The sequence below is a fragment of the Nocardia sp. NBC_00508 genome (assembly GCF_036346875.1).
GTDB lineage: Bacteria > Actinomycetota > Actinomycetes > Mycobacteriales > Mycobacteriaceae > Nocardia.
This window is the reverse complement of sequence record NZ_CP107852.1, coordinates 2,338,922-2,361,328: the sequence shown is the minus strand read 5'-3', so window position 1 is coordinate 2,361,328 and position 22,407 is coordinate 2,338,922. Positions and strand designations below refer to the sequence as shown.

The following is a 22,407-nucleotide window of genomic DNA, read 5'->3' as shown; positions in this document are numbered from 1 at the left end:
ACTATCAAAAGGTTGTAGATGTCATTTGTGGAGGTGTCATGAAGATCGACTCGACCCGCCGCTGGCTCGCGCTCGGCGCGCTGGCGGTCGCGATGCTGACCATCGGGCTCGACGTCACCGTGCTGACCGTGGCCCTGCCCACGCTCGCCGTCGACCTGAATGCGAATACCGCCGCGCTGCAATGGTTCAGCAGTGCGTACACGCTGGCGTTGGCCGCCGTGATGCTGCCCGCGGGCGCGCTCGGCGACCGCTACGGCCGCAAGAAGTTCTTGTTGGCCGCGCTGGTGCTGTTCGGTGTCGCGTCGATCGCCTGCGCGGTGGCAACCTCGCCCGGCCAGCTCATCGCGGCGCGGGTCGTGCTGGGGATCGCGGCGGCGGCGATGATTCCGCTGTCGATGTCGGTGTTGCCCGACATGTTTCCCGACCAAGGGGAACGGCAGCGTGCGCTCACCATCTGGATCACCTCGACCGCCATCGGGCTTCCGCTCGGCCCGATCGTGGGCGGATGGCTGCTGCGCAACTTCTGGTGGGGCTCGGTGTTTCTGATCAACGTGCCGATGGTGGTGATCGGCGCGCTCGCCGTCGCGGCGCTGGTGCCGGAATCGCGCAGCGCGCAGGGCTTCCGCATCGATCTGCTCGGCATCGTGCTGTCGGCCGCTGGCATGCTGGGGCTCACCTACGGCTTCATTCGGATCGGCGAGGAAGGCTGGGGCGACGGCCCCGCCTGGGCGACCGTCGCGGGCGGTGTGCTGCTGCTCGGGGCGTTCCTGGCCTGGCAGCGCAGGACCGCGCATCCGCTGGTCGATCTCGGCCTCTTCGCCGCCGACGGATTCCGCTGGGGCACGGCGTTTTCCATCGTGGTGAACTTCGCCATGTTCGGCATGTTCTTCACCGTGCCGCAGTACTTCCAGGCGGTGCTCGGTGTGGACGCGCTCGGCAGCGGACTGCGTTTGCTTCCGCTGATCGGCGGGTTGCTGGTCGGCAGCAGGCTGGTCGACCGGATACTGCCGAAACTGGGCATCCGTGTGGTGATCACCGCCGGGTTCGCGCTGCTCGCCGGTGCACTGGCGCTGGGCGCGCTGACCACCGTCGACAGCGGCTACGGCTGCACCGCGCTGTGGCTGACGCTGCTCGGAGCCGGTATGGGCGTGGTGATGCCCGCGGCCATGGGCGTGGCGATGGGCGAGCTGACCGCGGAGCGCTCCGGCTCGGGCTCGGCGCTGCTGCAGGCGTTGCGCCAGGCCGGCGGCACGATCGGCGTCGCGGTGCTGGGTACCGTGCTATCCACCCGCTACCGTTCGGAGCTCGGCGCGTTGAATCGCGACCCGATCGCCGATGGTGTCAACGCGGGTGTCGCGACGGCACATGAGGCGGGCGATCCGGCGATGCTGCTCCATGTGCAGGACGCGTTCGTCGGCGGCATGAGCGCGATGTTGTGGGCCTGCGCCGCGCTGTGCCTGCTGGCGGCGGCGCTGACGGTGGCGTTCGTCCGCACCCGGCGACCCGCGCAGGCGCCCGAGCCGGGTGCGGCAGAATCGATTCATGTCGGTTGAGCTACCCGCGAACGGGATGGCGCAGGGTCTGCGCGAGCGGAAGAAGGAACGGACCCGCCGGACGATTCGCATGGAGGCGTTCCGGCTGTTCCGCGAGCAGGGCTACAACGAGACGACGATCGAGCAGATCGCCGCGGCCGCGGATGTCTCGCCGAGCACCTTCTTCCGCTACTTCCCGACCAAGGAACAGCTGGTACTCGCCGACGACCTCGATCCGGTGATGATCGAGGCGCTGCGACGGCAGCCGCGCGACATCTCGCCGTTCGCCGCCCTACGCACGGCGGTGCTCGAGGTCTTCGCCGAGCTGCCCCCGGCCGATCTGGCATTCGAGCAGGAGCGGCAGGCACTGCTCTATCACGTGCCGGAGCTGCGGTCGGCCATCGGCTGGGAGATCATCCGCAGCATCGACCTCCTCGCGGGCTTGCTGGCCGATCATGTCGGCAGGCCCGCCGACGATTTCGAGGTCCGGGTGGCGGCGGGCGCGATGGCGGGCGCGGCACTGGCCATGGCGACGATGACGCCGTTGAACGTCGAGAACATCACCCGCACATTGGATTTCCTGGACGCGGGCATGCCGCTCGGGCCGGATCGCGAGTCCTGAAGACTTCCCTCCGGTCGTGCTCGGCCCGGGGGACCGGACTCACTACGCCCCGGCGGCGCTGGCGTGTCGCAATCGATCGGGTGTGTCGTCGTCCATGGTCGCGAAGAAGCCGCCGATCACGTCCTCGATCTCGGCGACCGATTCCGCGCAGTAGAGAATCGGCTGATAGTGGGTGATGTCGTAGACCGCGGTACCCATCTGGGCGATGTCGAGCGGGCGCAGCTCAGCGTGGCGGAACTCCTCGATCTCGCCGTAGGACGACAGCAGACCCGCTCCATAGCACCGGACCTCGCCACCTTCCCGGACGACGCCGAATTCCATCGAGAACCAGAAGACGTCGGCGAGAAACTTCAGCGCGCGCTCGGTGCTCAGCCTGTCGACGGCAGCGCCGACCGCGGCGTAGATGGCCGCGAAGCGCGGGCTGGCGATCTGGTTGGCGTGCCCGATGATCTCGTGAATCGCATCCGGCTCCGGTGTGTACAGCGGCGCGGAATGGTGCCGGATGTACTGGGTGGAATGGAAGATCCGGTCGGCGAAGGAGCCGAAGAACTCGCGTAGCGGCACCAGGCCTGCGGCCGGGACGTAGCGGAATCCGGTCAGTGGTGCGAGCGCCGACGACACCTCGTCCAGCTGCGGGATGTGGTCGGTCGGCAGGGCGAGTGCCTCGGCGGCCGCGAGCACCTCCGCGCTGGCGTAGGTGCGGTGTTTGCGGGCGAGTTCGGCCGAAACGATCCGCCACACCCGCTGTTCCTCGTCGGTGTAGTCGATGTGGGGGAGCGGCTTCCCCGGCGCGTAGTCCAGTGCCAGCGCGGCGATGGCGTTGCGCCGGGCCCGGTACTCCGGGTCGTGCACGCCGGGGTGCTCGTCGCTCAGGTGCACTGTCACATCGTCGCCGGAGCGGGTGACCGGCGAGTACAGCTGAGCCTCGTTGAACATGCTTCGATGCAAGCACCGCTGGCCGCCGTCGACAACAAAAGCCCGTCCAGCTGTGCAAACTGCCTAGCTGAACGGGCTTCTTCGGGGCGAGTCGGCAGCTGAGGCTGGGCCGCGTGCTGATCAGTGGCCGTCGTGCAGCGAATGCACCACCGCGTGACCCTTGCCGCGTCCGATCATCCATTTGTTCACCGGCGTGGTCACCACGAACGCCACCGCGAACGCGAAAGCGAGAGTCGCCCAGAACAGCGCGCTGTCCAGGTGGGCGTCCATCGCGCCCGGGACGGCGAGGATCACCGCGTTGTCCACGATCTCCATGACGGTGATCGACACGGTGTCGGCGGCCAGGGCGGTGCTCACGGCGGCGGCCAGTGGAAGTCCCGCACGCAGCACGCTGCGCATGGTGAACGCGTAGCCGAACAGGAACGCCAGCACGATGGCCAGGGCCATGGTCGCGGCGTTGTTCCACCCCAGCGCGGTGCCGATCACCATGCCGAGGACCTCGCCGATGGCACAACCCGTGAGGCAGTGCAGTGTCGCCGCAGCCGCCATTCGCCAGGTAGCCGATGGGTGGTGTGCGGTGGGGTGCTCTGCTGTATGCGTTGTGTGCGCGGCCTGGTCGCCGGAGGGGTCGTGCCTGTGATCCATGGCTGGGACTATACCCCCGTAGGGTATTAATGCAAGGCCGAGTTGGTGATTTGCCGGACATGAGCGGGCGCCATGGCGCAAGATGGCGAATGTACGAAGGAGGGCGCATGAAATCCGTGCGGATCGATCTCGACCAGAACTTGCTCGCCGCTGCCGCCGCCATCATGGGCACAGTGACGAGCGATGCCACCATCAACGAGGCCCTGCGCAGGATCGTCGTGCACGAGCGGCAGCTGCATCACCTGGAGAAGCTCGCCGCGAACGCCTTCTTCGCCATTCCCGAGCCGAAGGCCGCGGTCATCGAGCGGTAGCGGAAGGGCGCTACCGCTCGTTGGGCGGTTGCTCCGCGAGGGCACGCAACCAGACGCTCTCGAACTCGCGAGAATCGACCTCGAGGGCGGAATACTCGAACTGGGTGTCGATCTCGTCCACCGTGGGGATCGGCATCTGGCTGAGGCTGGTCGTGCCGGTGCCGTGCCGAGAATCGGCCCAGTCCATGCGGCCGTCGGAATAGACCTCGACCTTGCGCACCTCGAAACCGTCATCACCGATCTCGCTGAACATCTCGACCGGCTCGTCGGCGAAGTCGTGATGCCATTGCGCCCTCAGGTACCACATCGCCCATCAACTCCCAGCTCACGGACCGACTCGGTGACCGAACCGCCCCTCAGCATATGGCGTCGCCGGCGGATCGCCGGGATGCCGCAGGCGATCGACTCTGCGCGAGGTGTCGGTGGCGGCTGGCAGAATCCCCGGCACTGTTGGCGTGACCGAGGGGTGGAGTCATGGCGGTCTCTCTAGTCGATGTGCCGGTCGCGCAGCGGCCGCGCGAGCGGTTGCTGGTACTCGGGCCGCAGGCGCTCAGCGACGCCGAATTGCTCGCACTGCTGTTGCGGCACGGCAGGCGCGGTGCGAGCGCGCTGGATCTGGCGGCGGAATTGCTGGTCGAGCACGACGGGCTACCCGGATTGGCGTCCGCGCGTCCGGAGGAACTGTCGCGGCGGGCCGGGATCGGCGTGGCGAAGGCGGCCGCGATCATCGCCGCGTTCCACCTCGGCGCCCGAGCGCGCGGTCGGCCGGACACCGCGTCCCGGCTGGCCAGCGCCGCCGACGTAGCCGCAGCGGCCCGCCCGCAGTTCACCGGCGCCCGTGTGGAGCGACTGCTGGTACTGGTATGCGACGCGCAGAACCGGTTGCGCCACAAGGTGTTCGTCGCCGAAGGCGCCGTCGACCAGGTCGCCGTCCCGGTCCGGGAAATCCTGAACACCGTCCTCCGTCACGACGGCCGCGCCTTCGCCATAGTCCACAACCACCCCTCCGGCGATCCCACCCCCAGCCCCGACGACCGCCGCGCCACCGCCATCCTCACCGAAGCCGCCCACACTGTAGGCCTCCGCTTCCTCGACCACGTCGTGATCGCAGGGGAGCAATGGGCCAGCGCGCCGGGGTATCCGATGCGCTGACGGCGAATGGCGAATGCCGCCTCGATGCTGAGCCGGTGATCGCTTCAGTAGACGGAGTAGGAGGTGGTTCGGAGGTGTGCAGCTGGCAACCCTGCAGCATCGACTGTTGTCATCGGTTATCTCCGCCACGAGATGGACTCTGCCGCGGCGGTGTTCGGCGGCGTCGGTCACGATGGCCGTGAGTTCGGCGCACGCGAGGTTCACTTGTTCGGTGGGCCAGCCGTCGAGCTGTTCGGCCAGCCAGGACGCGGCTTCCGACGCCGCGTTCGGGCTGTATTGGCCCTCCGGCTCGGCACGAATGATTCGCTCGGACCGTTGGGCCGACTCCACCACTGTCGCAGGTCGGGTGGCCGCGACGGAAATGTCTTCGGTCGGAGCCGTTTCGCTGCCCATCGCCCAGGACGCGCCGGAATCGGTGAGCCAGAAGGTGAACTTGTCGTGCACGACCGACCACGCGGCCGCTGCTCGCGCTTGATCCTGGCCGAACCGGACGGCGGTGTAATGCGCTGCGACAAAGTTCCCGTCGGCGCGCACGGTGATCGTGCCCTCGGCAGGTTCCCTTCGGGCCGCGTTGACCCGGATGGTGAACGACTGGCCCTCGGCGGTCGCTTCCCAGGCGACAAGGTCGTTCCAGAAGACAACGCGGTTACCCGCGCCGTCGTCAGCGGACGAGTAGCCGGACAGCAGCTTGTATGCGTCGCCTTCGTGGCTGAGTATCTGTCCGACAAACATCTCGGCTGCCGCGCCTCGCCACATCAGGCCCTGGTGCTCGGAACCGAACTGTGCGTCGAATTCGCACACGCTGAGATCGGCTCCGCTGTTCTCCAAGGCGTCGAGGATCTGCGCGGGGTTCATCGGATCCCCGTTCCATTCCTCGAAACCTTGGCTGAACGCATCGAGACCCTTCACCCGGCCGCTGATCCGCCACCATCCGAAGCCGCTGATCTCATCCAGCGATACGCCCTGCGCGAGGAGTGCGCTGAGCAGATCCTCGTGCGACGCGTCGGCGGTGACGAACTTTCCGTTGGCGAGCAGGATGAAAGGGTCGCCGTTCTCGGGGTCGTTGGTGTGATAAGGCTGCTTGTCCGGCCCCGTCCCGGCTATGAGGAACCAACCGCGCGAATCCACCTCAGGCCAAACCAGTTCGACGTCGTCCGCAGGCTCGAGCGGAATTTCCGGCAATGGCATTGTGTCGTAGGTGGATCGGCTCGTCCCTGAGGATGAGGCTGTCCTTAGCTCGGAACCATCGCCATCGCCGAGGTCGATGGCTACGGGGTCGATGCGGTTGCCGGATGATGGCGGAGTCGCCTCCGATGTGGCGGATCTCGTTGTCGGCCGCTGGTCGCTCTCGGCTGCTTACGGTTGCGCGCTGGGGGAGGGGAGATCGATTCCGGCGGACCGTGCCGCCTCCGCGAGCTGTGCCCGGTTGCCGACCCGAAGCTTGCGGTAAATGTGTTGGGCGTGCGTGCGGACGGCTGCCGGAGTGATCCCCAGCGCTGCGGCAATTTCCGCGAAGTACATGTCCGCCAAGAGCATTCGGAGGATCTCGGTCTCACGATCGGACAGCACCAATGGGCGTGGTTGCGGCGCGGTCGGTGGCGCGGTGGTCGCCGGTGCGTCGGTGGTTGTGCGCAGTAGTTCGGCGATGGTACGGACGGCGCGGAGCTCTCGCATCTCGAACGCACGACTGCCGACGCCAGCCGCCTCTGCGGCTTCCGCGCGTGGCAGGCGGCGGACGAACCGCAATATCAGCGTCTGTCGATGCGTGGCGTTGGTGAGTCCGGGGAGGGCGAGTATGAGTGCTTCCGGCGTGGTCTTCTGAACCAGTTCCCGATCGGCTTTTGCCCCGGGACGCGCTTGGGCGTCACCGAGCAGCAGCGCCGAAAGTCGTTGGATGCCACGGTAAAAGGTATTGCGATGGTCCTTTCCGTGTGCTTCGGCCAGTTCACGATTGGCATGCCCGAGTACCAGCCGGTCCCTGACGACGGCACCCCGTTTTCCGCCGAGTTCGGCGAGACAGCGGTTGAATGCGTCGGGGTCGTCCCGCTGAGCTTCCTCGACCACCGCCAAGGCCTCATTGCCTGCGCGCCGCTCCAACAGCGCGGCGAGACGGGCGAAGGTGGCATGCTGTGCCGTACGGACGGCGGCGGGAGTCCGATCCAACGTGTCCGCGGTCCGGTCGGGTGACATTCCGAGCCCGAAACGGAGATGCAGAATCTGTCGCTGGGGCGGGGCGAGTTTTTCGATGCAGTCCTGCAAGGCCTGCCGGTCACTCGCCAGCGCCTCCCGAACGACCTGCGGCAGGTTCGGTGCGATCGAACTGGTGGCCAGCGTCTCCACCAATTCGGCGGCCGATGGTGCATCGGGCGGTCCTTCAGGTGCGGCCGTCCTTCCCGCCGACTCCGCACGAGAATTCGCCGCTGGCGTAGTTTCTGTCGGTTCGGTCTGGGGCGGGGCAGCCGGCGCGGGACTGCTGCCGGACTTCGTACGCTGCGGCCTGGGTGCGTCCGGGAGCGACGCCTGCACGCCGCCCGCATCCGCGACCGCGGCGACCAGCGCGCAGGCCGCATGCCACAGAGCGAGTGACTCTGCGGCGGGGTCGCCGGGCAGCACGGAGCGCGCGCCGGGATCCGAAGGTCTCGACGCGAATCGGCGTAGCATCTGCTGTTGGTTGGGGGTGAGCGCGTGCATGTGTTGCCGCACCTGCACGGTGTCCGCCTCGGCGAGCACCGCGGCCAGCGGATCCGATTCGCGCCACCGCGCTCCGCGGGCAACGAAATCCTGGATGCGGTACCAGATCTCGGCAATCTCACGGTGCTGGGCCATGAGATTTCTGGCGTTGACGACAACCCATTCCCCAACCTCCCGCTGCCCTATCTGGCCGATCCTCCGGATCGCGTGGGCACACGCCTCGTCGAAGACTTCACGAGCCGCCTGCGGCGCTCGCATGTTCGCCTGTATCCAGCGGAACACGTTGTGTGCGAAGGATTCCCGGAGGATGGCGACTGCCTGTTCGGTATTGCCCTGCGCTACCAGCTGTTTCACCTGCCGTCGGAACTGTTCCGGGTCTCCCGGCCTCTCCGAGCCGGACCGATGTGAGGGCGCGTCCAGTCGGTCGCGCGGCGAGGCGTCGGTGTTCGGCAAGGCATCCGCCGCGGTATCGGTGTGCTCAGAGGCAACGAAATCGCGACCCTCGGAGCTTTCATCGCCGAGGTCGATAGCGACGGGGTCGGTGCGATTGCCGGTCGACCGCGGTTGCTCACCAATAGGAATGGATGCCGTCGCCGACTTCGCGCTCGGGGGCTCGGGTGGCTCGACGAGGTATGTGTCGTCGGCGACGTCGTAGCCGTTGAATGTCGTGTTCTCCGAATCGATCCGGATCCGCTTCAGTTTCTTGCGCTCTGCGGTCAGGTGATCGAACAGCACGGGACGATTCGTCGAGGCGCCACCTTTGTGATCGATGACAATGGCGAGCCGACATCCGCGGGCGGTGGCAATTTCTTGTGCCCAGTCCATAAATTTTCGGTAGAAATCGGCGACGGAGACGTGGTTGATATAGTTCTCGATGGGATTGAGGCCGCGCACCAGCAGGAGGGGTTCGCCGGCTTCGCTACTGGTCTCGAGGAGAAGACTGGCTCCGGCAAACGCGGTTCGGGCCGGGTCGTCCGGGTTCCGGACCATGATGACGGCCGTCATATTGGGCATGGCCTCGGCGACCGAAGGGTATCTGCCCGCCCAGCAGGCGCTGGCGATATTCCCGGAAAGTTCGAGCAGTTGTCCCCGTGTCGGAACAAACTGCAGTGGAGTGGAATCGCTCGAGACGCCGACCCCCTGGGTTCGTAGTATCGCTTCTTCCAGCGCCATGACACTTGTCATCCGGCGGAATTTGTTCGCACTCTTGCGGCTCGAGAAGTAGCGAGCAAATACTTCTTGATTGGTGGTGTGATCGACAAAGTCCCGGACAAGGCCCACGTCCTCCAGCGTGGGTTCTTCGGGTCGTAGGCTTTTCAATCGATCGATCCACACCGGATGTTGCTGTATCGCCCATGCAAAGCATATGGTTCGCAGATCGTCATGCAGTTTACCGACCTGCACCAATCGCTGAAAATTATTCTCGAAATTCTCGAGTGACCGCAGCGCCGGGAACTGTTGTGATCCCCCTGCCTCCGATGCGATGAGTTCCTTCAGCTCATGCACTCGCGCTACCATATTCCGACGTGCTTTGTCGTTCATGGGCGAACCGTCGGCCAGCGTGTCCGAAGCGATGCAGCGGTCCAATTCCTCGATATGCTCGACAATACCGCGGCCGAGTTTGCCGACTAGATAGGTAATCGGTCGATGCGCGCTCGTCAGAGCCGAGCGCGCATCGAGCAGATTCTTCGCCAGCCTCTCGAAGCGGGTCAGCAGGTCCTCCGTCCATTGCGATCCGGACCCACTGTCGCGAGACCGTAGTTTGGCGATTTCGAGGACACTGCTGGGTTGATATTCCGCGGGGATCGGTGCGATTCTGCCTTCCGCCGATGCCCGATCATGGTAGCGGAGCAATTCACGCAGGGACGCCAGGGTGCGGGACCCCCAGTCGGACGAGTCATATCGGGTGACGATGATCAGCAACTGTCCCAGGAATTCCGACGACTGCACCTTTGCCAAATTCTCGGGCGAGATATTTGCGCTTTTGACCTCGGTCACGAAGGTGCGTGCGATCTCTATCAACTCATGAACTACGGCGTCTCCGGTGCGTCGCAAACCGAGGGTACTTCGCTCGGTTTCGGAGACGCTGTCCGATATCAGATCACGGACGCATCGGGCAAAACCAGGCGTTACATCCCGCATGATCTCCAGCGACGCACGAACCGTCGGCGGCCGCTTGGAGGAAGCTAGCTTACCTACCGTTGTGATGTAGCAGCTGAAGTCCGGACCGGGCGGCCCATCGACGTAGGTGTCCTCCACTGCGTGCAGCTGCTGCGGACTGAACGTCACCTCGGCCAGCACATCGTCCGGGATGTGCGAGATCTGGCCGGACCGCAGGAGTCTGTCCGCGAACTCGTGCCGGACAGAGCCAGGCGAGAAATCCTCGAGAGACGACAGGAACTCCCATGCAATATCCCTGCCATTCGTTCCGTCGCTGAAACATTTGTCGAGCGTATCGAGAAGACGCGATTCCATGCTTCCCGGCGGCAGCTCGGCAATACGGCTCAATTCCCGCTCGAAGCTTGCCAGGTCTGCAATTCGGATTGGCATTCCCGCGATGACATAGGGCGCGAAGTGAGCATTTTTCTGATGAATCTCACGTAACGCGGCAGCGACCTGGGGTCTCGAGAGAAGGTTGATCCCGTCTGCGACGGTGGCGACACTCCAATTCGGATCCCGCACCATTTCGTACAGTATCTCGTACGCTAGCGGAGTCAGGATCGCGTCCTCGATATCGGCGTGGGCGGCGATGCGCATTCGAATCTGCTGCTGGTTCAAACTACTGCCGAGGCGGTCCTTGGTCCCGCTGTCGGCGTAGTACTCGGCCCCCGCTTTTGTGAGCTCGAACTCGGCCGTGAGGTCACGAAAGTAGCCGACGATCGCTTCCTGCGCGTCGGCTGGTCGTCCGGCAAGTTCGTGTACGAGACGTGCGACGGTGTCCGTACTCAATGAAAGACGGGAGCCCAGCTGGGCGAGTTCCGCGGTCGTGTCCGCTGGTGCGGGCACTCGATCGAACGCCTCCAGTGCGGCGGATACAGATGCTGTGAATCCCCTGGGCACACGTCGATTGGTTTGCCTGAGGTCCAGCTCATCGCGGGTCAGCCACTGAACATCGTGGAGCTGCGTCTCGCCGACGGCACCGGCACCGAACCGCTCGGACACCTCTACCACCGCAATGCCGGCCCGAGTGGTGGCCGACGCATCCACGGCCCGCACATTCAATGCGGTTGCCTCGTGCGCGGAAGGCAGCCGCCACAAATCCGGCCGACCGTTGTCGTCGAACCCCTTGACCACCAGGATCCGCTCGACGCCTGCGGCATCGACATGCCGGGCCAGCACCTCGGCGGCCGGTGATCTGTCGCCAGAGTCGTTCTGCCCGGCGGCAGTGGTTGCCCGAGTTCCGGGCGACTGATCGGTCTCAACTCGGGGTGTCTCGCTCGGCGGCCCTGCGGTTTCCTCTGCGTCCAAGGCGGGCCCCTCAGCGGGCTCGTTACCCGCTGAGCCGTCCGGATCGCCGAGGTCGATCGCTACGGGGTCGATGCCCTCGGGGCGGCGCGCTGATTTGTCGGTCTGCGGTGTCTGATCGGTGGTCTCGGTCGGCGCGGCCGGATTGCGCGGGGCGGCCGCGGCGGTGCTGGCGGCGTGGCGGACTCGGATTGCTGCTTCCAGCTCGTTGCGCCCCTCGATCGGCGCGACCGACGGGTCAGGCGACTCGGCGTTGTCGATCGGTGGTGTGGGTTCGTCGCCGTCGCCGTCGCCGAGGTCGATCGCGACGGGGTCGGGGCTGTTGCCCGGGGTCGTTCCTGTGTGCGTCGACGGCTGTGCGGTGTCGGGGGCGGGGACACCGTTCAGCGAGAGGGCCCGGACCACGGCGTCGCGCACCTCGACGGACAGGTCCCGATCGCTCTCTGACAGACCCACCGCAGCGCGCACCCTCGCGGTGGCCTCTTCGAAGGCCGTGATGGTCCGCGCGTCTTGCTCCCCGAACACGTACCCGCGCACCGCGGCTTCGGTGTAACTGCGCAACACCGCATTCTCTGCCCGGCGCAGTGCTTCCCGGACGCCGCCCGACACACCCAGCGGCGCAGGGAATCTGCCGATGACGGCATCGATGACGTCATCTCGGCCGAGCCCGCCTCGGGCGAGTTCCGACAACAGCGGCAGCAGCCGATCCTCGGGGATGCGGCGCCACGCGTCGGTGATGGCCCGCCGAGCGGCCTCGGCAGCGGACAGCATCGAACGGCTGTTGTCGAGCAAGCGCTGTACGGTCCACTCGGAGTCACTGCCGGAGTAAAACTTTCGCACCACATCGTCGACCTCGGCGCGGCGGCCGTGGAAGAATTCGCTGACAGCCAGGTCCACGGCCACGCGCGAGGGCCGGTCGGCGTCGAGATCCGCGAGCAGCGAACGGGCCGCCGCAAGCAGCGCTTGGACGTAGCGATCATTCGCCCCGCGCAACAACCCTGACATTCGGCTGCGTTTTATCGGGACGATCTCGGCGAGCGTTCGGACATCGCTCTCGGTGAGGTCCGAGCGAGAGGTCAAATCCCGCAGCGTGGCAATCGTCTGATCGTGCCGGCGCGCGGCATCCGGGCGGGCTGCCAGCCGGTCGTCCACGAGGGCGTCCAATTCCGCACGGATACGAAGCAGCACGGTCGGGTCGATCATTCCGGCGCTGTCGGCCAGTTGCCCGAGCGCACTCTCCAGGTCGCGCATCTGGCCGATGACCTGCGTAACTTCCTGCTCGGGCTCGGGGTCCGGTGAGTGGTCCACCTCGCCGCTGTCGGCCGTGGGTGCAGCGACGGAGTCCACCAGCAGGTCGTAGATCAGCCCCACCGGCTCGTTGACACTGTCGCGGCCGTTGAGCACGACATCGACGAAGGCCTCGGCCAACGCCTCTGTGGGGTGGAAATAGCCGTTCTCGTCGAAGCTGTATACGGTCAGGTAGCGGTGCAGCCAGGCCGTGAACGCCGCGTAAGTATTCTCGCCCAGGCGATTTGCCTTGTAATGATCGAACAGCATCTCGTCGGCACGGTATCGAGCCTTCCGCCGTCCCGCGTAGTCGAGCATGTGGCCGAACTCGTGCACGACGATCGCATACGCAGGACGGTCGGCCATGCTGGGATGCGCCTTCCCGGAGGCGATTCGGTCCTGCATCCACCGACGGAGTTCGTCCGGATCGGCGGCCAAGTCGGCGTTGAATGTCATCCATTCGGTTGTGACGGCACCGGTGATGGGATCGGTCTTCGACATCGTCCTTGCGCCCACCTTCGACGAGAGCTCGCCGATGTCGATGCTGCCGATATCGACCTGCGGGTGCTGCGTGGCCATGTCGACCAAAGCCCGGGCGATCTCACGGATAGTCTCCGGGTCGAGATCGGGCCGGTCGAATTCGTGGACCTCAACGTCGGGATTGCCCGTCAGTCGGCGCAGTTCGTCGCGCAGCCATACACCGACCTCCGCCGGGCTCAACCGCGATACTGCGTCCCCGCCGACGTCCTCGTTGCCCGCTGGCTCGTCCGGATCGCCGAGGTCGACCGCGACCGGGTCGACGCGATCAGCGGTCGACGTCGGCTGCGTAGCGGAGGTAGTGGATCGCGTCGTCGGCGTCACGCTCGCTGGTTCGATCGGCTCGACACCCGTCTCGGTCACGACCACGATGCCGCGCCGCTGCTGCGTCCAGCCGAGCTCGGTGGCGGCCGACTGCACCCGGTTCGTCGTCTCGGGATTCGCTCCGCCGCGACCGTTGAGCACGCGATCTGCCTGGGCCTTGCTTACCTGCGCCCGAGTGGCCACATCGTCGAGCGTCACTCGCCGGAGCGGGCCTCGGCTCAGCACCCGCGACACCAACTCTGGTGGGAGTTCCCCGGCCAACACGTGCGCGATCCGATACAGCGCGCCCTTGACGGTGCTCTGGCTGCGGCCCGTCGCTCGAGCGACTTCGGGTTGCGAGAGGCCCTGCACCAGATACAGATCGGCGTATTCCCACTCGGTGCGCGAAAGCTGCGAGTAGCACGGCCCCAGCACATCCGGGTAGTGCGCCGCGATCGCCTCGATCAGGAACATCGCCGAGCCGTCGGTCAGCGACACACCGATGGACAGCATCGTCGCCAGCCGTGGCGCGGCGGCCTGCCGCAGCGCGGCGACCCGCGCCGGCGACAAACCCAGTGCCTTCGACTTCTCCTCGATGGTCAGCTCGTCGGAGTACAACAGGGCGCCGCCTGCTTGCAGTTCCGGCGGAAGTTGACCGATGCATTCCGTCAGCACTTCCGGTGGTGCTGATCGGATGATCCGAAACGCCCTGCCGCGGCGCGGATAGTCGGCGGTGCCCTCGTGGACCGCCGGGACCGGTGACTTCTCGTCGGGATGATCCACCACGACGCCGGGACGTCTACTTGCCCATCCGAGCCGAGCGGCTTCCGTCCGAATCCGCTGCTCCGTCTTCGGATCGGCGTGTCCGCCAGCAAGTACCCGGCGCGCCGTCCCCTCGGTCACTCCGGCCCGAACGGCGATGTCCGCCAGCGTTACTCGACGAAGTGCGCCCGCCCTCAGATAACGCCGCACCAATGTGGGCGGGAGTTCTCCCGCCAGTATGTGGGCAATTCGTCGCAGCAGCTTGTTGACGGTCGTCTGCTGGATGCCCCGAACATTCGCTATGTCATGTGTCGAAAGCCCCTGTGCCAGATACTGATCGGCATACTGCTGCTGGAGACGGGTGAGTCGCGGGAAACACGCTGCCAGTATCGCCGGATCGTGCGCGTGGACCGCCTCGACCAGCAGTAGTTCCCAATTCTCCGACAACAGCATTGCCGCCAGCAGGTCGGCGATGTCATGTTGGCGTTGTTGCACCGAGCTTGCCGGGCGGCTCAATCGTTCCGCCGTGACGGAGACGGGCAGTCCCTCCAGGAGCAGCAGCGTTGCGACGTTCTGGTCTCCCTCGGAAAGGAACGGGATCAGGTGCCGCAACTCATCCTTCGACGTCGCGCGGACGAGCTGCAGCTCCCTACCTCGCTGGTGGTACGGCACTCGATCGTGATCGGTGCGTACCACGGGAACCGGCGAATTCGACGTCTGTTCGTCGCCATCGGCGACAATCCCGGTCCGTCCACGTCGCACACCGAGGCGGCGCGCGGTCGCCCGGATCCGCTCGATCGTGTCCGGTCCGGCATCCGGATGCCCAGCGAGAACTCGTTTCACAGTTGCCGTGCTGACTCCCGTTTCCCGGGCGACATCGGCGTGGGTGGCCCGCCGGAGCGGTCCGCCACTCAGATACCGCTCCACGACCTCCGGCGAGAGCGTCGAGGCCATGCGCCGTGCGATGCGGTGCAGCATGCGGCGAACTCGCTTCGGCCTCCAGCCCAGCGCCGTCGCGATTTCGGGCACTGTCCGACCCTGCCGGAAATATGACTCGAAAACTGCCTGCTCGGCCTCGGTTACCAGCCCCGTGGCCGGTTCCAGCAGATCTCGGTCGTGAGCCCAGACCGCCTCGACGAGCAGCAGCATCTCCTCATCGGTGCGTTCGCTGGGATGCGGTTGGGAGCGCTGCACAGCGGGAGAGTCGACGTGGGACAACGCCATCGACACGGTGCGAACCGCGTTGTGCAGCCGCTTGTGGATGAGGTCCTTCTTGCGCCCCGTGGCGGCCGCGATGTCGGCCACCGTCTGCCCCATGAACCAGCGGACGAAGTATTCCCGAGGTCCGGGGCGAAGGCGTCGAACTACGCTGCCGAGCAGTTCGGGCCGCTCATGCTGAGCTGTTCGAATCACGGCCACATCCGTGGCCAGGCGTTCGTCATCCATCGCAAGCGCTTCGCCGCCCTCGGCGAGCACCGAGGTGAGGCCTTCGTTGTCGGCCGCGAGCGCGGCCAATGCCCTGACCAGCGGGCCATGCTGCGGCTTTTCCGCCGCGAACTTCCGGCCCAGCTCGGCACGTGCGCGAGCGATCAGCTCCTTCACTTCACCCCGCGCAGACCCCAAGTGGTCAGCTACCTCCTCCGGGGAATAGCCTTCGACCGCGGTGAGCCAGAGCACCGTGCGAAATTCTTCGGGCATCGATTCGAACGCCAGACCGATAGGGGTCTCCTCGGAGATCTCCGGTGCTCGATCGCCGCCCAGCTGGATTCGATCGAGTTTGGCCATATCGTCGGTGGGGACCTGCCGGCTGGCGCGAGTGCTGGCGGCAAACGCCCGGTGACGAACGGCCGTACGCAGGTAGGCGCCGAAACTGAGGTCTGGTCCGTCACCTCGGCGGATCCTCACGAGAAGGTCGGCGAAGCAGTCGGCCACGATGTCCTCGGCGTCGGATCGGTCGCCGACAATCTCCATGGCGGTACCGAGACCCCATCCGTAGTACCGCTCGTACAGCTCGTCGTAAGCGCCGGGGTCGCCCGCGCGAACTGCGGCGATCCGCTCTTGATCCCAGGCACGTTCCCGGCGCCACCGCTCGGGGATGTTCGCGTCGTCCCGGGCCTCGTGCGTGTTCGGCTGCGCGGGTGCGGGATGCTCGGACTCGGTCCCATCGCCGAGGTCGATCGCGACGGGGTCGATGCGGTTGGCGGATGGGATCGGCTTCGCGTCCGGAGCGGCGAATCGCGTTGTGGGCGTGGGGGATATGGGCTGTGGGGTCGACGCGTCGGTGTCGGCCCGCGAGATGGGCTGCGGAGCCGACGGATCGGCGTCGGACGGTCGTGTGGGCCCGTGGTCGGGTGTTCGAGATTCCTGTTCGCCGGCGTCCCGGCCCAGGAGCTGGACTGGGTGTTTGCGGTGCAGGAACTCGGGTAGTTGGCGGCGGGCGGGAGTGGGGGTGCCCGTCTTGATGCTCTTGAAATAGGCGGCGAAGGACTCTTCGAATGTGTCGTACGAGGGTTCCCATTTGTTTTCACCGTTTTCGTCACCGTCGTAATTGCGGACGTGGAGGTCACGTTGTTTCCGGGGGCGTTTCGCTTCTGATGCGGTGCTCGCATCCGGGGTGGTGGCGGTGTCGATGAGGGTGTCGAAGATGAGGATTTGGCCTTCGACGTCGACGATGTAGTGGATGTGTCCAGCAACGGTGACAGCGGCGCTGTCGATTTTGTTGCGTTTGTCGCGGATTTTTTTGACGGCTATGGCGATGGGGTCGAGGCCCCTGGTCTTCATCGGGCGGAGTTGGGCGCCGAGGGTCTCTTCGGTGATGCGCCAATTGTCTTCGGCCTTCCATCGCGGATCGGTGTCGACGGGTTCCGGCGCGGTGTCGTCACCCAGTGCCCGGTGGACGCGGCTCATATGGATGGCGCAGTTGCCGATGACCTCCGGTGCGGGGGTCGGTGTATCCGGAGTTGCCTGCGTAGGCGAGCCAACGCTCGCTGTTGCCGGGATCTGCGTCGGCTCGATTGCGGTCTCGGTCTCGGCGGGGCGCTCGCGTCGTCCGAACCACCCGCGGCCGCCTTTGCGGACGATCCGGTAGAAGACGCGGCCCTGTCTGACGAAAAGGACAACGCCGTAGCCGGCCGCGGCGATTGCGCTGATGGTCGCCGCCAGCGCGGCAACCGGGTCGCCGCTGTGCGCGTTCGCTGCGGCACCGCCGATGAGGGCGCTGGCCACGAATAGACCGGCACCGGCGGGGACATTCAAGATCCCGCCCTTCACACCTCCTACTCGACCTCGCATTTCCGAGGGGATGACCTTTTGCTCGTGCGTGCCGGCCCGGGCGAGCATGGTCCACATCACCATCGAGTCCACGAATGTCGCAGCCGCGATAATTGCGGGGTCGGTGGTTGCGGCCTGGAGCGCGAAGCCCCCCGCCGTAGTGGCTAGTGCTAGCGGGTAAAAGGTGGTGGTCTTTACATTGCGAGTCACCTTCGAGAGAACGCCGCTCATTATCCCACCTATGGCAGGCGCGGCGACCACCGCTCCTGCTGCCCAGCCCAGGTCGGAGGCTTCCACAACGGTGGCCGTGCGGAAGCCCATCATTGCAAACGCGGCATAATTTATCGCGGAGATTGCGGTGTAGTCACGGAGAAACTTGTCGTCCCACAGTGTCCGTGCACCGGCGGCAATATCACGGAACAGGGACTGCGGCGCGCTGAAGGTCTGGGGCGGCAACGACAAGTTCTTTATGTTTACCCAATTCGTCAGATAGGAAAGGGTGTTCAGGCCGAATGGCGCCGCGGGCGCGATGCCGGCCAGGCCGGGACCCAGGGCCTGTCCGGTGACAGATGCCGTGGATCCGGTGACGTTCCTCAGGTCGTTGCCTGTTTGCTTCTGTGCATCGGTGAGTAGAAGGTCCCCGTTCACTGCTTGAAAGGCGCGGAAATAGTAGGTCGCCGCGGTACCTTCGACCAGTGATGCCGCGGCCACCGTAAGGGCGAGATTCGGCGCATCGAAAAGCATCAAACCGGTGGTGGTGGCGGCAGCCGCCGCGCCGATCGCTTGGGCCCGTAGCATTATTTTTCGCCGATCGGAACGGTCGGCGGTGCGGCCGGCCAATGGCTCGGCGCCCTTCGCGAGCCACCCCGCGGCGGCGGCTATGGCGGCGGCCGCCGGTGATTGGCCCGCGTTCATCAGCGCATAGGGTGCGGCAGTCGTTGCCAGGCTGGTGCCGAAAATGTTGCCGACCTCTGCCGGGAGATACCACCTGCCCAGCAATAGGTGTGCGAACGGTTTGTTGACTACGAGCAGCTCTCGCGTCGACAACGACTTCTCGGCGGGCGGATCGGTCGGTTGCTGTGGTGTGGCGGGCTCCTCAGCGGGCTCGTTGCCCGCTGGATCGTCCGGATCGCCGAGGTCGATCGCTACGGGGTCGATGCCCCCGGGGCGGCGCGCTGATTTGTCGGTCTGCGGTGTCTGATCGGTGGTCTCGGTCGGCGCGGCCGGATTGCGCGGGGCGGCCGCGGCGGTGCTGGTGGCGTGGCGGGCTCGGATTGCTGCTTCCAGCTCGTTGCGCCCCTCGATGCCGAATTTGGCGTAGATCGACGTGGCTTGCTTCTGCACCGCCCACGGCGTTATTTCGAGTTCCGCTGCGGTTTCTTTATAGGTCTTGCCTTGCACAAGTCGCGTGAGAACCCGGAACTCTTGCCGGTTCGACCCGATTCGGGCGAGTTCGAGCGACCCGGCCACGTTCTGGTAGGCGATGCGTACGCTATCAGGTATTTCTTGCTCGACGATGTGTCCCATCGCCGGTGTCTCTATGAGTCCTCGCACCTCGTTCGCGATGGCGGACACGAGTTCCCGTCTGGTCATGTCGGGCAGGCCGGAGCGGAGAAAATTGGGCATCGACACGGGTGCGGTAGCTATGCCCGGCTGGAATTCCCATTTCAGGTCGAGGCGCAGGTAGTCCCAGACTTCCGTCAGATCCGACATCATCTGTTCGGTGTCGATTCCCAGGTCCCGAAGCTCCTGGAACCATTCGTCGAACGAATTGGTGCGCGCGGTGGTCGGCGGTGCCTGCAGACCCGACCGAGCGTGTGGCACGACCTCTTTCCGAGTGCTGCCTGCGCTCCGCGCGGCCTCGGTGAGGGACGCTCTGTCCTTCCAGGGTGTCCAGCCGTCTGTTCGAGGCTCCGATGCGGCCGGATCGGGCCGAGCAGTGGATGGAGATTCGGATGGCTGCCACGGTGTCCGTGCCGGCTGCCGTTTTGTATCACTCGGCTCGGCATGCGGCGGGCGGTCGGGCAGCTGCCCGGGGCCGAACTGTTCGATGATCGTGCGGTACATCGACTCCGAGTCGTCGCCCATCCGCACGCCCGCCATCTCCAGGCCCCGCACGATCTCGTACACCGTGTGCTGGTGGGGAAGCATGAAGGCGATCAACGCCGCAATGAAATCGTGCCGGGAGACGCCCGGCGGGCGCAGCCAGTCGAAGCGGGCGAGCATCCGGGTGGCGGTGCCGGAAATGCCGGCGTTCGAGGGGATTTCCTGCTCGGCCAGCCTGCGGATGTCGTCGTTGCTGTCGTCGGGGGCGACGTAGACGTATCCCGGTCGCCACGGGAGCTGGATGACCCGTTCGGAGTGGTCGAGGGCGAAGGCTTCCTCGGCATCGACTGTGCCCTCGTCGTGATAGACGCTGATCCATGCGATGCGGCAACCTTTCTCGTCGACGATTCGCTGTCCGCGGGGGTCGAGCATGTAGGTGGGTACGACATAGGCGACAGAGTCGTCGTGTTCTCTCAGCTGGGCTTCCAACCGGGAGGTATCGACGCGGCCGTCCTCGAGACGCGGGATTGCCACGCCGTCCTCGAGTTCGAGTTTGCTGATGCGCAGCACTCTCCGCTCCGGCAGCGCAGCGAATTCGCGCAGCGACAGCGGCATGCCCAGCGCGGCGGCATCCCGGGAAGTGGGAGTGAGACGTGGCACGTCAGAATTTCGTTCGGGGAATGCCAGCTTTCGTCGCTCGTACTCCGTGTAGGCCCGATCGGCGGCGTCGCCGTGCCTCCGCACGTACTTGACCGAGTTGAGGTCTTCCCAGGTGACCGGTTCTCCGGGCTGCTTGTCCTCGAGAACGGCCGCGCGAACCGCCTCCAGTGCGTCGAAGTCCAGCCCCAGCTCGCCCGCTCTGCTCCGTCGCCACGCCTCCGTCTGATTCATGTACCGGGCGATGCCCTGGTCCAACGTCAGGCCCACGCCTGCTTCCCCCAGCTCGGCATTGCGGATCATTGCGTTGAGCATGGCCGACAACAGTTCGCGCAGGTTTCCGTCGCGCCTCAGCTCGTCCATCGGCACCGACGGCAGCACCATGCCGCCCCACCGCGGCCTCGCGGACGCGTCGAAGACTGCTCGGATCCGCTCGTCCCGGGCCGCCGCTGGCAGATCCTCGAGCACGTCCTCGAACAGGCCCCTGATCACCGTCTCCAGTCGGTCCAGCACCGCCACCGCCGCAGCCTTGACCTCGGGCTGACCGTAGAGGTATCGGGCCAGCTCCGCCTCCTGGACTCGATGCAGGAGAGGACCGGGCCGTGAATCGCTCACATTGAGCGCTGCGGTTCCCGGCGGTGTCTCGCTCTGTGCGGGTCGAGCCCACGGGGTGGCGCCGGGCGTCGCGGTGCCCTGCGCTGATTGCTCCGCCGGTCCAGCGGCGCGCGACGGTTGGGGTGTGACGGGCGCAGGTTCGTCGGGGTCTCCGAGATCGATGGCGACGGGGTCCGGTCTGCGGGCTGCACTCGGTGTTGTGCCTTCGTCCGCCGGTTCGTCGAAGGCTCCCAGCCGCACAGCCTTCATCAGCAGGGGAGTTCGCTTCGTCTCGCCGAGTACGGCACCGATCCGGTCTCGGCGGCGCTTGACGGTGAATGTCGCCACGCCGAGCTGCGCGGCGATGGCCTGATCCGTGAGGCCGTCGGCCATCAATCGGAGGAGTTCTCGTTGCGCTCCGGAAAGTTGGACGGTACCGACCTGTGGTCGGTCCCCGTCGTGGACGAATCCCTGCCGCTTGGCCGCCAGGACCGTCTGGATGGCGCCGGTGGTACCGAACTTCTTGGCCGCACTCCTCAGGTAGTTCGTGACCGCGTTCGGATCGACGCTCAGCCGCCGCCCGATCTCCTCATAGGTCAAACTCTGGTAGATCAGTTTGAGCACCTCGAGTTCCCTGCTGGTGAGCCAGGGCGAGGACGTCGTTGTGGACGGGCTGCTGGGTCGGCCGATCCGAGCTGCGTTGCTTGCGGCCCGAACCGGTAGCTGGGCAGGGAAGTTCGCGGCGGCCGCCACCGCTGTGGCCAACTGACGCGCTGCGACCCAGAGCGCATGAGGATCGGATTCGGTGCCGTCGGCCGCTGTCGGCGATGTGCCGGGACCTGCGGGCCAGAAGGCTCGGATCAAACGGTCACGCCGGTGACTCGGCAACGCCTCCAGTATCCGGCGCACATCCGTGGTTCGGGTTTCGGCCAGCAGCCGGACCAGTGGGTCGGATTGCTCGAGCTGTGCACATTCGGCAACGAACTCCCGGATCCTGTGCCAGGGGCCCGCGATTCTGTGATGGTTCCAGATGACCCCTCGCGCAATATTGTTCAACCACAACTCGATGTTTCGGTTACCGAGCTGCCCGAGATCTGCAATCGCCGTAGCACATACCTCGTCGGCGATGTGGTGCGCTGCTTGCTGGCCGAAATTCTCTGCGAGGCGCGGCATCTCGGCCTCGAACCGTCGCCGGAGCAGGGCGGTCGCGAGCTCCGGTCGTCCGTTCGCGACGTGCTGCTCGAGCACCTGCCGGAGCCGCGCTGCGCTGTCCCAGGGGGTGCCGACCCTGCCAGCGGTGTTCGCCTGTTGAGCCGTGCCGTCGTGCTGTGGGCTCGGCTGTGCTCCAGGGCGATCCGGCGAGTCCCGCAGTGGGGTGGTGTCCAGTGGTCGTGACCCGACCGGCGTGGGATCGGCTTCGTCCGGATCGAGGTCGATCGCGACGGGGTCAGGGCCGCGATTGGTCGGGGTCGCGGGCCCGTCGTGGTCCGTCGCTGTATTCGCGGGGGTGTCGACCTTCGCGGCCGATAGGAAGGCCGCTGCGGCGGTCACATCGTCGGCTGTGCCCGCTTCGATGCCGGCCTGTACCAGTGCGCGG

9 protein-coding genes (1 of these 9 running past the window's edge) are annotated in these 22,407 nt (G+C 66.0%); 5 read left to right on the top strand and 4 right to left on the bottom strand.

The window, feature by feature from the left end; translation table 11 throughout:
* The first annotated feature begins 38 nt into the window (after window positions 1-38).
* Both OHA40_RS10535 and OHA40_RS10530 read left to right on the top strand, forming a co-directional pair.
* Window positions 39-1,553: a DHA2 family efflux MFS transporter permease subunit gene (locus OHA40_RS10535; RefSeq protein ID WP_330232870.1), complete on the top strand. Its 1,515-nt coding sequence runs from the start codon at window positions 39-41 to the stop codon at window positions 1,551-1,553.
* Complete coding sequence (locus OHA40_RS10530; RefSeq protein ID WP_330232869.1) at window positions 1,543-2,154, top strand: TetR family transcriptional regulator; 612 nt, start codon at window positions 1,543-1,545, stop codon at window positions 2,152-2,154. The genes OHA40_RS10535 and OHA40_RS10530 overlap by 11 nt, the downstream gene beginning before the upstream one ends.
* Before the next feature lie 42 nt (window positions 2,155-2,196).
* Here OHA40_RS10530 and OHA40_RS10525 read toward each other — a convergent pair whose 3' ends face one another.
* Both OHA40_RS10525 and OHA40_RS10520 read right to left on the bottom strand, forming a co-directional pair.
* Window positions 2,197-3,090 carry a phenylalanine 4-monooxygenase gene (locus OHA40_RS10525; protein ID WP_330232868.1) on the bottom strand — a complete coding sequence of 298 codons (894 nt, stop codon included), beginning with the start codon at window positions 3,088-3,090 and terminating at the stop codon, window positions 2,197-2,199.
* Window positions 3,091-3,210: 120 nt separating this feature from the next.
* Window positions 3,211-3,735 carry a DUF4396 domain-containing protein gene (locus OHA40_RS10520; protein WP_330232867.1) on the bottom strand — a complete coding sequence of 175 codons (525 nt, stop codon included), beginning with the start codon at window positions 3,733-3,735 and terminating at the stop codon, window positions 3,211-3,213.
* A 107-nt stretch (window positions 3,736-3,842) separates the two neighbouring features.
* On the opposite strand from OHA40_RS10520, the gene OHA40_RS10515 reads away from it, so the two are divergent.
* Window positions 3,843-4,046: a type II toxin-antitoxin system VapB family antitoxin gene (locus tag OHA40_RS10515; RefSeq protein WP_330232866.1), complete on the top strand. Its 204-nt coding sequence runs from the start codon at window positions 3,843-3,845 to the stop codon at window positions 4,044-4,046.
* A gap of 10 nt (window positions 4,047-4,056) precedes the next feature.
* On the opposite strand, the gene OHA40_RS10510 is transcribed toward OHA40_RS10515, so the two are convergent.
* Window positions 4,057-4,353: a DUF6881 domain-containing protein gene (locus OHA40_RS10510; protein ID WP_330232865.1), complete on the bottom strand. Its 297-nt coding sequence runs from the start codon at window positions 4,351-4,353 to the stop codon at window positions 4,057-4,059.
* Between the two features lie 167 nt (window positions 4,354-4,520).
* Between OHA40_RS10510 and radC the strand changes: the two genes are divergently transcribed.
* A complete protein-coding gene (gene radC / locus OHA40_RS10505) occupies window positions 4,521-5,198 on the top strand; it encodes a RadC family protein (RefSeq protein WP_330232864.1) in 678 nt (225 codons plus the stop codon).
* A gap of 438 nt (window positions 5,199-5,636) precedes the next feature.
* A complete protein-coding gene (locus tag OHA40_RS10500) occupies window positions 5,637-6,416 on the top strand; it encodes a hypothetical protein (RefSeq protein ID WP_330232863.1) in 780 nt (259 codons plus the stop codon).
* Between the two features lie 138 nt (window positions 6,417-6,554).
* Here OHA40_RS10500 and OHA40_RS10495 read toward each other — a convergent pair whose 3' ends face one another.
* On the bottom strand, window positions 6,555-22,407 hold the final stretch of the coding sequence (locus OHA40_RS10495) for an MFS transporter (protein ID WP_330232862.1). Its footprint extends 21,242 nt past the window's final position; the window shows 15,853 of its 37,095 coding nt (coding positions 21,243-37,095); its start codon lies beyond the right edge, outside the window; the stop codon is at window positions 6,555-6,557.